At 73.0% G+C, this 15,440-nt stretch carries 12 protein-coding genes; 9 read left to right on the plus strand and 3 right to left on the minus strand.

Annotated elements, in window-relative coordinates:
- Nucleotides 1-3,948, minus strand: a 3,948-nt coding sequence (locus GXP76_RS18150; protein ID WP_242572588.1) for an ATP-dependent helicase, incomplete at its 3' end; no start/stop codon positions are given.
- Nucleotides 3,949-4,051: 103 nt separating this feature from the next.
- Between GXP76_RS18150 and GXP76_RS18155 the strand changes: the two genes are divergently transcribed.
- The 5 genes from GXP76_RS18155 to GXP76_RS18175 all read left to right on the plus strand — a co-directional run bounded on the left by GXP76_RS18155 (nt 4,052) and on the right by GXP76_RS18175 (nt 7,730).
- Nucleotides 4,052-4,882 (plus strand): AraC family transcriptional regulator, encoded by an 831-nt coding sequence (locus GXP76_RS18155; RefSeq protein WP_242572589.1) that lies wholly within the window; start codon nt 4,052-4,054, stop codon nt 4,880-4,882.
- A 167-nt stretch (nt 4,883-5,049) separates the two neighbouring features.
- Nucleotides 5,050-5,889, plus strand: a complete 840-nt coding sequence (locus tag GXP76_RS18160; RefSeq protein ID WP_374361527.1) for an AzlC family ABC transporter permease — start codon at nt 5,050-5,052, stop codon at nt 5,887-5,889.
- The gene (locus GXP76_RS18165) at nt 5,886-6,197 is read left to right on the plus strand and encodes an AzlD domain-containing protein (RefSeq protein WP_242572590.1); all 312 of its coding nucleotides are present in this window, start codon (nt 5,886-5,888) and stop codon (nt 6,195-6,197) included. Before GXP76_RS18160 ends, GXP76_RS18165 begins: the two co-directional genes overlap by 4 nt.
- Nucleotides 6,198-6,262: 65 nt before the next feature.
- A complete protein-coding gene (locus GXP76_RS18170) occupies nt 6,263-6,457 on the plus strand; it encodes a DUF3046 domain-containing protein (RefSeq protein WP_242572591.1) in 195 nt (64 codons plus the stop codon).
- Between the two features lie 115 nt (nt 6,458-6,572).
- Complete coding sequence (locus tag GXP76_RS18175) at nt 6,573-7,730, plus strand: AI-2E family transporter (protein WP_242572609.1); 1,158 nt, start codon at nt 6,573-6,575, stop codon at nt 7,728-7,730.
- Between the two features lie 29 nt (nt 7,731-7,759).
- On the opposite strand, the gene GXP76_RS18180 is transcribed toward GXP76_RS18175, so the two are convergent.
- Together GXP76_RS18180 and GXP76_RS18185 are read right to left on the minus strand one after the other, a co-directional pair.
- Nucleotides 7,760-8,404 (minus strand): response regulator transcription factor, encoded by a 645-nt coding sequence (locus GXP76_RS18180; protein WP_242572592.1) that lies wholly within the window; start codon nt 8,402-8,404, stop codon nt 7,760-7,762.
- Nucleotides 8,404-9,759: a sensor histidine kinase gene (locus GXP76_RS18185; RefSeq protein WP_242572593.1), complete on the minus strand. Its 1,356-nt coding sequence runs from the start codon at nt 9,757-9,759 to the stop codon at nt 8,404-8,406. Before GXP76_RS18185 ends, GXP76_RS18180 begins: the two co-directional genes overlap by 1 nt.
- Before the next feature lie 174 nt (nt 9,760-9,933).
- On the opposite strand from GXP76_RS18185, the gene GXP76_RS18190 reads away from it, so the two are divergent.
- From GXP76_RS18190 to recX, 4 genes are all read left to right on the plus strand, one after another.
- Complete coding sequence (locus GXP76_RS18190) at nt 9,934-10,749, plus strand: ABC transporter ATP-binding protein (protein ID WP_374361510.1); 816 nt, start codon at nt 9,934-9,936, stop codon at nt 10,747-10,749.
- Nucleotides 10,737-13,289 carry an ABC transporter permease gene (locus tag GXP76_RS18195; RefSeq protein ID WP_374361513.1) on the plus strand — a complete coding sequence of 851 codons (2,553 nt, stop codon included), beginning with the start codon at nt 10,737-10,739 and terminating at the stop codon, nt 13,287-13,289. The genes GXP76_RS18190 and GXP76_RS18195 overlap by 13 nt, the downstream gene beginning before the upstream one ends.
- 389 nt (nt 13,290-13,678) lie before the next feature.
- Entirely contained in the window at nt 13,679-14,809 is a 1,131-nt protein-coding gene (gene recA / locus GXP76_RS18200; protein WP_242572595.1) for a recombinase RecA, read from the plus strand.
- Nucleotides 14,810-14,818: 9 nt separating this feature from the next.
- Entirely contained in the window at nt 14,819-15,400 is a 582-nt protein-coding gene (gene recX, locus GXP76_RS18205; RefSeq protein WP_242572596.1) for a recombination regulator RecX, read from the plus strand.
- Nucleotides 15,401-15,440: the final 40 nt, after the last annotated feature.

The raw sequence follows: 15,440 nt of genomic DNA on the forward strand, positions 1-15,440 counted from the left end.
GGCCGCGGCGGTGAGGGTGCCGTAACGCCCGCGCGGGACGGTCCTCCTGGCCCGGTGGGCCGTCGCGCCCGCCGTACGCCCGGAGCCGAGCAGCGCGCGCAGCGGCGCCAGGGTGTCGTTGGTGAGCCGCCCCGACCAGGCCAGGTCCCAGACCGCGTCGGCCAGTTGGGGATCGGTGACGTCGGGGTGGGTGGTGGCCCGTACCTGGTCGGTGATCTGACGGAAGAACAGACCGTAACCTCCGGACAGGGCGGTGAGGACCGACTCGTGCAGCGCCGTCAGCTCAAGAGGGTGCGGCGGTGGGAGCAACAGGGGTGCGGAGTCCGCCGGATACAGGGACACCCAGCCGTCCTTGCCGGGAAGGGCTCCGGCGCCCGCCCACAGAACCTCGCCCGTCGTCGTCAGCTCGTCCAGGAGCGTCGGGGCGTATCCCGAGACCCGGGAGGGGAGCACCAGCTTCTCCAGCGCGGACGCCGGGACGGACGCGCCCTGCAACTGCTCGACGGCGCGGGCCAGTCCGTCGATGCCGCGCAGACTGTGGCTGCCCAGATGCTGCCACTGGGGCAGGAACGTGGCGAGCGCGGCGGGTGGCACCGGCTCCAGTTCGTGCCGCAGCGCGGCGAGCGACCGGCGGCGCAGCCGGCGCAGCACCGTGGCGTCGCACCATTCCTGGCCGATCCCTGACGGGTGGAACTCGCCCTGGACGACACGGCCCGCGGCGGCGAGGCGCTGGAGCGCGCCCTCGGTGACTGCGGGACCGAGCCCGAAGCGGTCGGCGGCCCCGGACGAGGTGAACGGGCCGTGTGTGCGGGCATGACGCGCCAGGAGATCGCCGAGAGGGTCCTTGACCGGTTCGGTGAACGCCTCGGGGACGCCCACGGGCAGGGCGGTGCCGAGCGCGTCGCGCAGCCGGCCCGCGTCCTCGATCGCCGCCCAGTACTCGGCGCCGCCGATCCGGACCCTGATGGCGCGGCGGGCCGCGGCGAGATCCGCCGGCCACCCCGGCTCGGACCCCCGCTCCGCCAACTCGGCGTCGGTGAGCGGCCCGAGGACCCTGAGCAGGTCCGCGACGCCCTCCACGTCCTTGACGCGGCGGTCGTCGGTGAGCCACTGGAGCTCGCGCTCCAGCTCGTCCAGGACATCGGCGTCCAGCAGTTCGCGCAGCTCCGCCTGACCGAGGAGCTCGGCCAGCAGCCGGGAGTCCAGGGAGAGGGCTGCGGCGCGCCGCTCAGCGAGGGGGGAGTCGCCCTCGTACAGAAACTGTGCGACATAGCCGAAGAGGAGCGAGCGGGCGAACGGGGACGGCTCCGTGGTCGTGACCTCGACCAGCCGCACCCGGCGGGATTCGATGTCGCCCATCAGCTCGGTCAGTCCGGGCACATCGAAGACGTCCTGAAGACATTCCCTGACGGCTTCGAGAACGATCGGGAACGAGCCGAACTCGCTCGCCACCTGCAGCAGTTGGGAGGCCCGTTGCCGCTGCTGCCAGAGCGGGGTGCGCTTTCCGGGACTGCGGCGCGGCAGCAACAGGGCACGCGCGGCGCATTCACGGAAGCGGGCGGCGAACAGCGCGGAGCCCCCCACCTGATCGGTGACGATCTGGCCGACCTCACCGTGCTCGAAGGCGACGTCACCGGCACCGACCGGCGCCTGCTCGCTGTCGTACGCCGGATCGGGCGACATCGGGTCCTGGTCGAGGAGATCCATGCTCAGCAGATCGGCGTCGGGCAGCCGGAGCACGATGCCGTCGTCGGCGTGCATGACCTGGGCGTCCATCCCGTACCGCTCGGAGAGCCGGGCACCGAGGGCCAGCGCCCACGGCGCGTGCACCTGGGCACCGAACGGGGAGTGGATGACGACCCGCCAGTCACCGAGGTCGTCCCGGAACCGCTCCACGAGGATCGTCCGGTCGTCGGGAACGTGACCGCAGGCACGGCGCTGCTCGTCCAGATACGCCAGGACGTTGTCCGCCGCCCAGGCGTCGAGGCCGGCGGCGACCAGCCGCAGCCGGCCGTCCTCGGGAGAGAGGGCGCCGACCTCCCGCAGGAACGCGCCCACCGCGCGGCCCAGTTCGAGCGGACGGCCCAACTGGTCGCCCTTCCAGAAAGGAAGCCGGCCCGGCACACCGGGGGCGGGGGACACCAGCACCTGGTCGCGCGTGATGTCCTCGATACGCCACGAGGTCGTGCCCAGCGTGAAGACGTCGCCGACCCGCGACTCGTACACCATCTCCTCGTCCAGCTCACCCACCCGGCCGCCGCCGCGGCCCTTGCCGTTGCCGGAACCGGCGCCGGAGGATCCCGCGAGGAACACACCGAAGAGGCCGCGGTCGGGGATGGTGCCGCCCGACGTGACGGCGAGCCGCTGCGCACCGGGCCGGCCCGTGACCGCGCCCGTCACGCGGTCCCACACCACACGGGGGCGCAGCTCGGCGAACGCGTCCGACGGATAGCGGCCCGCGAGCATGTCGAGGACGGCGGTGAACGCCGACTCGGGGAGCGAGGCGAAGGGCGCCGCGCGGCGGGCCAGGGCAAGGAGGTCGTCGGCCTGCCAGGTGTCCAGCGCGACCGTCGCGACGAGCTGCTGCGCCAGCACGTCCAGCGGGTTGGCGGGAATCCGCAGGGCCTCGATGGAGCCGGTGCGCATCCGCTCGGTGACGACGGCGGCCTGCACGAGATCGCCGCGGTACTTGGGGAAGACGACGCCCGTCGAGACCGCCCCCACCTGGTGGCCGGCGCGGCCCACGCGCTGGAGACCGGAGGCCACGGACGGGGGCGACTCGACCTGGATGACGAGATCCACCGCGCCCATGTCGATGCCCAGCTCCAGGCTGGACGTCGCCACGACGGCCGGCAGGCGGCCCGCCTTGAGGTCCTCCTCGACCCGGGCGCGCTGCTCCTTGGAGACCGAGCCGTGGTGGGCGCGGGCCATCAGCGGCGGCGCGCCCTTCGCGGCCCCCGACTCGGCCATGATCTCGGCGGGGGAGTGCGCCTCGGGCATGGCCTCGCCCGTGGCCCGTTCGTACGCGATCTCGTTGAGCCTGTTGCACAGACGCTCGGCGAGACGGCGGGAGTTGGCGAAGACGATCGTCGAGCGGTGCGCCTGGACGAGATCGGCGATGCGCTCCTCGACGTGCGGCCAGATCGACGGCTTGTCGCCGCCGTCCGCGCCGGCGCCCCCGCTGTCGGCGGCGGGGGAGCCGCCCAGCTCGCCCAGATCCGCCACGGGGACGACCACCGACAGGTCGAACTCCTTCCCCGAAGGAGGCTGCACGATCTCGACCCTGCGCTGCGGGGACAGATAGCGGGCCACCTCGTCCACCGGACGCACCGTGGCCGACAGTCCGATACGGCGGGCCGGGCGCGGCAGCAGCTCGTCGAGCCGTTCCAGGGAGAACGCGAGATGGGCGCCGCGCTTCGTCCCCGCGACGGCGTGGACCTCGTCCAGGATCACCGTCTCCACACCCGCCAGCGCGTCGCGCGCCGACGAGGTCAGCATCAGGAAGAGGGACTCCGGGGTGGTGATCAGGATGTCCGGCGGTTTCGTGACCATCGAGCGGCGCTCGGCGGCGGGGGTGTCGCCCGAACGGATGCCGACCCGGATCTCCGGCTCGGGCTGCCCGAGGCGCACGGACTCCTGCCGGATGCCCGTGAGGGGGCTGCGCAGATTGCGCTCCACATCCACCGCGAGGGCCTTGAGCGGCGACACGTACAGCACCCGGCAGCGCTTTTGGGCCTCGGCCGGCGGCGGCACCGAGGCGAGCCGGTCCAGGGCGGCGAGGAAGGCGGCCAGGGTCTTTCCGGAGCCGGTCGGGGCCACGACCAGCACGTCCGAGCCCTCGCCGATGGCACGCCAGGCACCCTCCTGCGCGGCGGTGGGCGCGGAGAAGGCCCCGGAGAACCAGCTACGGGTCGCGGGGGAGAACGAGTCGAGTGCGGTGCCGGCCATCTCCCCATCGTGCACCCGGCCACTGACAATCGCCCGGGCCTGCGGAAACGAGGTGGGCGAAACCGGGAGGTGGGACGGGGCCCGGCCGGTGCAGACTGGGGGCATGGCGGCTCGGGAGCAGGCACGGCACTGGCGCTACTCCGAGCTGCCCGGTGTCGACCTCCTACGGGCCAAGTACATCGACAAGACCTTCGTCAGGCACACCCACGAGTCGTTCGTCATCGCCGCCGTGACGGACGGCGTGGACGTGTTCCACCACGGCGGCAGCAACCAGTACGCGGGCCCGGACTGCCTCGCGCTGGTCAACCCCGACACCCCGCACACCGGCCACGCCCAGGGGCCCGAGGGCTGGCAGTACGGGGCCGTCTACCCGTCACCCGGCCTTGTCGCGGAGATAGCGGCCGAGACGACGCGCCTGCGCGGCGCCCCCGGCTTCGTCTCGCCCGTCGTCCACGACCCGTACACCGTCCGCCTCGTCCACCAGGTGCTGCGTGCCACCGACGAGGGGAACGCGCTGGCCGCCGACACACTGCTGCGGGTCGTCGTCACCCGCCTCCTGCGGCTGAACGGGGGCACGCTGCCGCGGCGTACGGTGCGGGGCGCGGGAGCCAGGACTGCGGCACGCGCGCGTGACGTGCTCCAGGGGCGGATGGCCGACCCGCCGTCGCTGGAGCGGCTCGCCGCCGAACTGGGCACCAGCCCGTTCGCCCTGCTGCGGTCCTTCAGGGACACGTACGGCATGCCGCCGCACACCTGGCTCACCGACGCGCGGGTGCGCCGGGCCCGGCATCTGCTGGACGAGGGGAGGGCCCCCGCCGAGGTGGCCGGCCTCGTCGGGTTCACCGACCAGCCGCACCTCAACCGGCACTTCAGCCGGATCGTGGGAGTGCCGCCGGGCGCGTACCGCAGGGAGCGCACCTCGGGCGGCGCCTGAGCGCGCGTCGCGAGCATCTTCCCCGGGTGCATGGTGGGCGGGGCGCGCAAGAACGTACAAGACGGAGCCCGAACCCGCCCCGTACCGTCTCCGACGTGGCAGAACAGACAGCATCCGCGGACAGGGCCGGCACGGCGGGGATACCCGACCGGTCGGCCCCGGAGCCCATGACCGAAGCAGGGACAGCAGCACACGGGGCGGCCGGGACGACCCCGCGGCCCGGGGCAGGCGCGGGGAGCGGCGGCGCGGGTGCCGGTACGGCACCGGCAACCGGGCCGGGACCCGAACCCGGCGACGGGGCGAGCGGCGAGCCGGAGGCGAAGCCGGACTCGGCCGTCGTCCGCGACGCCCTGGGCGTCGGCATCGCCGTCGGCCTCTCCGGCTTCGCCTTCGGCGTGACATCCGCCGGGGCGGGCCTCACCCTCCTACAGAGCTGCGCGCTCAGCCTGCTGGTCTTCACCGGCGCCTCGCAGTTCGCACTCGTCGGCGCCCTGGCGGCGGGCGGCAACCCCCTGACCGCCGCGGCCGGCGCCTTCTTCCTCGGCGTACGGAACACCTTCTACGGCCTGCGCCTGTCCCAACTCCTGGCGCTGCCACGCTTCGTACGCCCCTTCGCCGCCCAATGGGTCATCGACGAGACGACGGCCGTCGCGCTCGCGCAGCCCACACGGCGCGCCGTGCGCCTCGGCTTCACCGTCACCGGGCTCTCCCTCTACGCGCTGTGGAACCTCACCACGCTGCTCGGCGCGCTCGGCGCCGAGGCCATCGGCGACACCGACGCGTGGGGCCTCGACGCGGCCGGCCCCGCCGTCTTCCTGGCTCTGCTCGCCCCCATGCTGCGCACGACGACCGAGCGCGCGGTCGCCGCCGGCGCCGTCGTCCTCGGGCTCGGCTTCCTGCCGGTGCTGCCCGCCGGGGTGCCGGTGCTCGTCGCCGCGCTCGCCGCACCCGCCGTCCTCTGGTTCGAGGGCCGCAGGACCACCGACCCGAAGGGAGTGAACCGATGAGTGTCTGGATCGCCATCGGCCTGACCGCGGTCGGCTGCTACCTCGTCAAACTGCTCGGGCTGCTCGTCCCCGCGGGCGCGCTGGAACGCCCCCTCGTCCAGCGACTGTCCGCGCTCCTGCCCGTCGCGCTGCTCGCCGCCCTCACGGCGCAGCAGGCCTTCAGCGGCGCCGACGGTGCGCTGGTCGTCGACGCCAGAGCGGCCGGACTCGCGGCCGCGGGGCTCGCGCTGGTGCTGCGCGCCCCGTTCCTGCTCGTCATCGCCGCGGCCGTCGCGGTGACCGCCGGGGTGCGCGCCCTCGGCGGCTGAGCCAGGGATAGCGGCCGCAGCCTCCTGGCTCCGGCCGCACTCCCGGGACGCGGGATACTGAGGTCATGCGGTTGACGATTTTCTGGGAACGGATGGCGGACCACTTCGGCCCCGCGTACGCGGACTCCTTCGCGCGCGACCATGTGATGGCGGAGCTCGGCGGCCGTACGGTGCACGAGGCCCTCGACGCCGGATGGGAGGCCAAGGACGTCTGGAGGGCCGTCTGCGCCGCCATGGGCGTGCCCGCCGACAAACGGTGACGTATTTGTACGCGACACTGGCTCCGTGGCACTGACCGACGAAACAGCCCAGGACCCTCAGCCGTCCACCCCGCCGCCGCCTCCTACGGCGGGGAACGGTGACGCGACGGCCCGCATGCCCCGCTGGCTGCCCCGTGCCATGGTGCTGGCCCTGACGCTCATCGCCTGCTTCCAACTGGGCAGTTGGGCGTTCCACCAGCTCCTCGGGCTGCTGATCAACATCCTGATCGCCTTCTTCCTGGCCCTGGCCGTCGAACCGGCCGTCAGCCGGATGGCGACCCGCGGCATACGGCGCGGAATCGCGACGTTCCTCGTCTTCTTCGCCGTACTGATCACGAGCGTCGGCTTCGTGGTGCTGCTGGGCTCGATGCTCGCGGGCCAGATCATCGAGATCGTCGACGAGTTCCCCCGGTACCTCGACTCCCTCATCAACTGGATCAACCAGAGCTTCCGCACCGAGCTGTCACGAGTGGCCGTCCAGGACAGCCTGCTGCACTCCGACTGGCTCCAGAGATACGTCCAGAACAGTGCGAGCGGTGTGCTCGACGTCTCCACCACTGTGCTCGGCGGCCTCTTCCGGCTGCTGACGATCTTCCTGTTCTCGTTCTACTTCGCCGCCGACGGACCGCGGCTACGGCGCACCGTGTGCTCGGTGCTGCCCCCGGCCAAGCAGGTGGAGGTGCTGCGGGCGTGGGAGATCGCGGTCGACAAGACCGGCGGCTACATCTACTCGCGCGGACTGATGGCGCTCATCTCCGGCCTCGCGCACTACGTCCTGCTGGAGATCCTCGGCGTCCCCTACGCGCCGGTCCTCGCCGTCTGGGTGGGCCTCGTCTCGCAGTTCCTGCCGACCATCGGCACCTACCTGGCCGGCGCCCTGCCGATGCTGATCGCCTTCACCGTCGCCCCCTGGTACGCGCTGTGGGTGCTCGGATTCGTGGTGATCTACCAGCAGTTCGAGAACTACGTCCTCCAGCCCAAGCTCACCGCCAGGACCGTCGACATCCACCCCGCCGTGGCCTTCGGCTCGGTCGTCGCCGGCACGGCGCTGCTCGGCGCCGTCGGCGCCCTGATCGCCATCCCCGCGGTCGCGACGCTGCAGGCGTTCCTCGGGGCGTACGTGAAGCGCTACGACGTCACGGACGACCCGCGCGTGCACGGCCACCGGCGGCGGGGCAGCGGGCGGACCCTGGCGCGGATACGCCGGACGCTGCGACGCGGCAGCGCCCGCCTGCGCCCGCCCCGGCCGCCGAGCCCGCAGAGCGGCGCCTGACGGCCGGGGCGGGCCCCGGGGGCCGGGCGTCAGCCCCGCAGATAGGCGAGCACCGCCAGGACGCGGCGGTTCGTCGCGTCGGTCAGGGAGAGGTCCAGTTTGGTGAGGATGCTGCCGAAGTGCTTGCTGACCGTCCCCTCACTGACATGCAACGCCGCGGCGACGGCCGCGTTGGACCTGCCCTCCGCCATCAGCGCCAGTACTTCCTGTTCGCGCGGCGTCAGCCTCGACAGAGGATCGCGGCGGTGCCGGAGCAACTGCCGTACGACCTCCGGGTCCACCACCGTGGCCCCCTCGGCGACGCGGCGGACGGCGTCGACGAACTCCTCGACGTGCCCGATCCGCTCCTTCAGCAGATAGCCGACGCTGGTGCCGTCCGAGGAGTCGAGCAACTCCTCGGCGTACGCGCGCTGCACGTACTGGCTCAGCACCAGGATGGGCAGCTCCGGCCGCCGCTCGCGCAGCTCCAGCGCCGCCCGCAGGCCCTCGTCGGAGAAGCCCGGCGGCATGCGCACGTCCGTCACCACGATGTCGGGCCGGTGCTCGGCCACCGCCGCGATCAATTCGCCGGCGGTCCCTACCCCGGCGACGACCTCGTGCCCGAAACGTTCGAGCAGACCCGTGAGGCCGTCCCGCAGGAGCACGCTGTCCTCGGCCAGCACGATGCGCGACATCAGGTCCTCGTTCGGGTCGGAGTACGGGAGGCGGGGGCGGTGGTCGTGCCGGCTGTCGCGGCCGTGTCCGTGGCGGCCCGGCCGGGCGGGCAGGGAATCCGTACGCGGAAGACGGTGGGACCGCCGACGGGGCTGGAGACCGTCAGGTGGCCGTCGAGTACCGAGATACGGTCCGCGACCCCCTGCAGACCGGAGCCGCCGGAGAAGTCCGCCCCGCCCGCCCCGTCGTCCCTGACCTCCACGACCAGTTCGCCGCCGGCGATCCTGCCACACACCTCCGCGCGGTCGGCGCCGCTGTGCTTTGAGACGTTCGCCAACGCCTCGCAGAGCGCGAAGTACGCCGCCGTCTCGATCGCCTCGGGCAGCCGCCCCGGCAGCTCGAAGCGCACGTCGACCGGCACCGCCGACCGGTCGGCGACGTCCTCGACCGCGTCCTTAAGCCCCCGGTCGGTCAGCACCTGGGGGTGGATGCCCCGGATCAGCTCCCGGATCTCCACCAGCGCCGTGCCCGCCTCGTCGTGTGCCTTGGCCAGGAGGCCGCCCAGCGGCTCGCCGGGGTTCTCCAGCCTCGCCAGGCCCAGCGTCATCGACAGGGCCACCAGGCGCTGCTGGGCGCCGTCGTGGAGATCACGCTCGATCCTGCGGCGTTCCGCCTCGAAGGCGTCCACCAGCCGCATCCGCGACCGGCCGAGCTCCTGGATCCGGGAATCGACCGCGGCGTCACGGGACGACAGCAACTGTCTGGCCAGTGCGGCACGCCCGGCGGCCACCACGCCCAGCGGATAGGCGAGGACAGGCAGCAGGAGAGCGCCGGCCAGCGCCGCCGCGAACGCCTGCGGATAGGAGTCGGCCAGCCAGAGCTTCATGACGCGGACCTCCTCGCCCCCGCCGACGGTGGCCATGACGACGGGTGTGGCCAGCAGGCCGCCGCAGACGCCGAGCACCGTTCCCAGGGCCAGCGCCTCCAGCGGCCACAGCACGAACGCGCACAGCAGCGCGTACCCCAACTCCCGCCACGTGACGGGCTCCTTGAGACGGACGCGGACCCAGGCGGCCAGGCCCGCACCGTCCGGCTCGCGGTGCGGATCGGCGAGTACGACGGGGTCGACCAGCCGCAGCCGGCGGCGTTCCAGCGCGGCCAGCGGGATGCCCGAGAGCGCGAACATCACCAGCAGCGGGACACCGACGACGACCACCGCCAGCGCGCCTCCCACGACCGCCAGCAGGAGCAGCGAGACCAGGGTCGCCAGACCGGCGCACACGCCGCTCAGCAGATACGCCGCGGCGCGCCACGGCCAGCTGCCGCGCAGATAACGGGGCGCACGGAGCGCCTGCCAGAGGCTGGGGGAGTGCATGGACGCACGGTAGGCGGGCGCCGTACGGCGCGGCCACCCAGCCAGCTCCACCATTCGCCCCGCACTCAGCCCCACCCGACCCGCTCCACCCGCCGGGGGGTGGAGCCAGCTCCACCACGGGCATGCCGTCCTGCTGCGATGTGCGGGGCGCCCGGCGCGACTTGAGTGATCACCATGAACCACACAGCCATGAACGACGCCACCGGCAACAGCGGCGCCACGGGCAAAACCGCCGGGAGCGGCGCGGTCACGACCGACACGGCGGTCCGGCTCCGCTCCGTCACCCGGTCCTACGGGAAGGGCGCGGCGGCCGTGACCGCGCTCGACCGGGTCACCCTCGACATACCCAAGGGCACCTTCACCGCCGTCATGGGGCCCTCCGGCTCCGGCAAGTCCACCCTGCTCCAGTGCACGGCCGGACTGGACCGGCCCACCAGCGGGACCGTGATGCTCGGGGACCACGACCTGAGCGCGCTCAGCGAGAACAAACTGACCGCGCTGCGGCGCGAACGCATCGGCTTCGTCTTCCAGGCGTTCAACCTGCTGCCCTCGCTCACCGCCGAACAGAACGTGGCGCTCCCGCTGAGACTGGCCGGCCGCAGACCGGGACGGGCCGCCGTACTCGACGTGCTGGAGCGGGTGGGACTGCGCGACCGTGCGGGACACCGGCCCAGCGAGCTCTCCGGCGGTCAGCAGCAGCGCGTGGCGCTCGCCAGGGCGCTGGTCACCCGCCCCGACGTGCTGTTCGGCGACGAACCGACCGGGGCGCTGGACTCGCGGACGGGCCGGGAGGTCCTGACCCTGCTGCGCGGCATGGTCGACGGCGGACAGACGGTGATCATGGTGACGCACGACCCCATGGCCGCGTCGTACGCGGACCGTGTGCTGTTCCTGGCGGACGGCAGGGTGCGGGGCGCTCTCGACTCGCCGACCGCGGACCTGGTCGCTGAGCGGATGACCGCGCCGGCGGTGGCCCCGTGCCGAGGCTGACGCTCCAGGGCATGCGAGCCCGCTGGGTCACGTTCACCGGGTCGTTCGTCGCGCTGGCCCTCGGCGTGGGGCTGATCGCCGCCACGGGGCTCGCGCTCGCGGCCACGTTCGAGGCCCCGCACCGGGGGCCCGAGCGCTTCGCCGCGGCACCGGTGGTCGTCCGGGCCTCCGACACCCTGCGGGTGTCCACGCCGATCGGTGAGCGTACGCAGCGGCTCGCCGATCCACGGGCCGTACCGGACAGCCTGGCCACCGAACTCGGGCGGCTCGGGCCCACGGTCGAGGACCGGACGTTCCCCGTGTCGTTCTCCGCCGCCTCCTTGGGAGGCCGCGGAGACGGCGGCGGTGCCCGTAGCCGTGAGGGTGACGGGGCGGTCGGGCACCCGTGGTCCGTCGCGGCTGCCACGCCGTACCGGCTCACGGACGGTCGCGCCCCCGCAGCGTCCGGGGAGATCGTGGTCGCCGTGGCGGCCCGCTCGCACTCCCGGCCCGATGACGTCGTCGAGGTCGGTGACCGGGTCCGGGTCGTCACGCCCGCCGGGGCGGGCAGCCGTACCGTCGTCGGGACCGTGGACGCGACGGACTTCGAGACCGCGGTGTTCTTCACCGACGCCGAGGCCGCCCAACTCTCGCCCCGTATCGACGCGTTGGTGGTTCACGCGGACGTGGCGGCCGTCCGCGCGGCCGTCGGCGGTACCGGCGCCGGAGCCGGCTTCGAGGTCCTGACCGGTGACGCGCGGCGCGCGGCCGATCCGGACCCGGACCGGGACAGCGAGGCGCTGGTCGCGGTCAACGCGCTGCTGGGTACGGCGGCGGGCATCACCTGCTTCGTCTCCGTCTTCGTGGTGGCGTCGACCTTCGCCTTCGCCGTGGCACAGCGCAGACGCGAGTTCGGCCTCCTCCGTACGGCGGGGGCCACTCCGCGACAGATACGGCGGACGGTGTTCGCGGAGGCGGTTCTCGTCGCCGTACCGGCCTCGGCGTTCGGCTGCCTGCTCGGGGCCGTGGGAGCGCCGCCGCTCGCCGCGTGGATGGCCGACAGCGGGATCGCACCGTCCTGGTTCGCGATCGGCGACCAGACCTGGCCGCTGCACACGGCCTTCTGGACGGGCCTGTGCGTGGCGGCGGCCGGCGTCCTGACGTCCTCCTGGCGGGCCGGACGGATCAGGCCCACCGAGGCGCTGCGCGAGGCCGCCGTCGACAACCGGGCGATGCCGCCGAGCCGTTGGCTGCTCGGTGCCCTCGTCCTGCTGGCAGGTCTCGGACTGCTCGCGTGGTCGCTGGCCACCGATCCCGGCGAGGCCCTCAAGAGGAAGACCTACATCACCCGGCCGATGCTGCTGATCGTCGGCTTCGCCCTGTACGCGCCGGTGCTCGTGCCGCCGGTGGTCAGGCTCGTCACCTGGCTGCCCGCCCGGCTGCCGGGCGCCACCGGCCTCCTGGCACGGGAGAACGCGGCCACCGGGGTGCGCCGTACGGCGGCCGTCGCCGCTCCCGTACTGATCACCGTCGCGCTCGCCGCGTCCCTCCTCGGTACGACGGCGACCATCAACGAGGCCAAGGCCGCCGAGGCCGCGGCGCAGACGACCGCCGACTACGTCGTGGCGGCGCCGGGCGAGGACGGCACACTGCCCGCCCCGTTCGTGGCACGCGCGCGGAGCATCCCAGGCACCGACGTGAGCGCCTCGCGCTCCACCGCCGTGACCGTGCTCGAAGAGGGCGTCGCCCTCGTCAGGTCCGAGGCCAGAGCCGTGGACCCGGCCGATCTCGCGGCGGTGTCCCGGCTGCCGGTGTCCTCCGGCCGGGTGGCCGATCTCGACGACGGCGGCATCGTCGTCAACGAGGAGTGGCGTACACACACCGTCGGACAGCGCGTCAGGGTCTGGCTGGGCGACGGCCGCGAGGCGACACTGCGGATCGTGGCGGTGCTCAGGACCGGCACCGGGAGCAACGGGGTGTACGTCACCCCGCGCAACGCCCCCCGAGCCACGGTCGACCGCGTGGACATCGGACTGCGAGACGGCGCGGACGCCGCCGCCGTCGACACCGCGCTGCGCGAGGCGGGGCGGGCGACGGGGACGACCGTCCTCACGAAGGACGCCTGGACGGCGCGGAGCCATCCGCGCTCCAGCGAGAGCACCCGCCTGGGGATGCTGCTGATTCTTGGGATCGCTCTGTTGTACACCGGGATCGCGCTGGCGAACACCCTGGTCATGGCGACGTCCGACCGGGTCGGCGATCTCGCGGTGCTCCGGCTGACCGGGGCGACCCGGCCCCAGGTGCTCCGCCTGGTCGCGGCCGAGGCGCTGGTGGTCGTGGCCGTGGGCTCCCTCCTCGGCGCCGCCGTGGCGGGCCTGAACCTCCTCGGCGTACGAGGCGCCCTCGCGCTGCTCTCCGTCCGGTCGCCCCTGGTCGTGCCGTGGGGGAGCGTGGGGGCGATGGTGGCGGCGAGCGCCGTTCTGGCGGTGGTGGCCGCCGTCGTCCCGGCGCTGACGGCGCTGCGCACGAGGCCGGTCGAACTCGCGGGGACGCGTGAGTAGCCGCGCCCGCCGCGACTCGTCGCGGCGGGCGCCGGGGCCGGCACCGGTCGACGACGATGCCGGCGGGCCGGCGGGCCGGGGCCGCGTCCGGTCCGCAGCGCGCCGTTGACCTCGGGCGTCGTGCCGCGTGCTGCCGGATCGCGCGGCTTCCGCGGCACCGGGGCGCGGCCCGTGGCCGTACCCCCGCGCCCCGTACGCTCCGCGACACGCCCGCGAGAGGCGCTTGACACCAAAATCGAACAAGCATTCTCATGGGTTCCGGGCCGGTTGTTCGAGGTGCCGGAGCCCGGAGTTTTCCACAGGCGGGAGGACGTCGAGGCCCATTGTCAGTGGCAGGGGATAGCGTCTTCGATGTGAAGCGATCGACACAAGCAAATCGGGTGGAACCCATGGCAGGATCCGACCGCGAGAAGGCGCTGGACGCCGCTCTCGCCCAAATTGAACGGCAATTCGGCAAGGGCGCGGTGATGCGCCTCGGCGAGCGGCCGAACGAGCCCATCGAGGTCATCCCCACCGGGTCGACCGCGCTCGACGTCGCGCTCGGAGTCGGCGGCATCCCGCGCGGCCGTGTGGTGGAGGTGTACGGACCGGAGTCCTCCGGCAAGACGACGCTGACGCTGCACGCGGTGGCGAACGCCCAGAAGGCGGGCGGCACGGTGGCCTTCGTGGACGCCGAGCACGCGCTCGACCCGGAGTACGCGAAGAAGCTCGGCGTCGACATCGACAGCCTGCTGCTGTCCCAGCCCGACAACGGCGAGCAGGCCCTGGAGATCGTGGACATGCTGGTCCGCTCCGGTGCCCTCGACCTCATCGTCATCGACTCCGTCGCGGCCCTGGTGCCGCGGGCGGAGATCGAGGGCGAGATGGGCGACTCGCACGTGGGTCTTCAGGCGCGGCTGATGAGCCAGGCGCTCCGGAAGATCACCAGTGCGCTCAACCAGTCCAAGACCACGGCCATCTTCATCAACCAGCTCCGCGAGAAGATCGGCGTGATGTTCGGCTCGCCGGAGACCACGACCGGTGGCCGGGCGCTCAAGTTCTACGCCTCGGTGCGGCTCGACATCCGTCGTATCGAGACGCTGAAGGACGGCACCGAGGCCGTCGGCAACCGCACCCGCGTCAAGGTCGTCAAGAACAAGGTCTCGCCGCCCTTCAAGCAGGCCGAGTTCGACATCCTCTACGGCCAGGGGATCAGCCGCGAGGGCGGTCTGATCGACATGGGCGTGGAGGAGGGCTTCGTCCGCAAGGCCGGCGCCTGGTACACGTACGAGGGCGACCAGCTCGGCCAGGGCAAGGAGAACGCCCGCAACTTCCTCAAGGACAATCCCGATCTCGCCGACGAGATCGAGAAGAAGATCCTGGAGAAGCTGGGGGTCGGCACCAAACCGGAGGCGCCCACGGCCGAGACCGGAGCGGACGCGGCGGGTGCCGCGGCCGGAGCCCCGGCCGACGCCGCGAAGACAGTGCCGGCTCCCGCCACCAAGGCCAAGGCGGCCAAGGCGGCGGCGGCAAAGAGCTAGTTCGGCGCCGTGCCCTACGCGAAGAGGCGGCGAACTGAGCGGCAGGGCGGCAGCCCCGACTCGTCGAGGGCCGAGAAGGAGCTGCCGCCCCAGGACCCGGCGGAGCGGGCGCGGGCGATCTGTCTGCGCCTGCTCACCGGGACCCCGCGCACCCGGAAACAACTGGCGGACGCGTTGGAGAAGCGCGACATCCCCGAAGATGTCGCGGCGGAAGTCCTCTCCCGCTTCGAAGACGTGGGACTGATCAACGACGCGGCGTTCGCCGGTGCCTGGGTGGAGTCCCGGCACCACGGCCGGGGCCTGGCCCGGCGCGCCCTGGTGAGTGAACTGCGCACCAAGGGTGTGGACTCCGCCCTGATCGACGAGGCCGTGGGACAGCTCGACTCCGAACAGGAGGAGGCGACCGCGCGGGAACTGGTCGCCCGCAAGCTCCGCTCCACCCGTGGGATGGAGCGCGACAGACGGGTGCGCAGGCTCGCGGGCATGCTGGCCCGCAAGGGATATCCGCAGGGTGTGGCCCTGCGGGTGGTCAAGCAGGCACTGGAGGCGGAGGGCGAGGACACGGAGGGACTGGACGAGGGCGTCTACTGACGAGGGCGGTCACCGAGGTCCGGTGAGCCGGGACCACCGG

Origin of the sequence: Streptomyces sp. NP-1717 (assembly GCF_022695985.1) — a bacterium.
GTDB lineage: Bacteria > Actinomycetota > Actinomycetes > Streptomycetales > Streptomycetaceae > Streptomyces.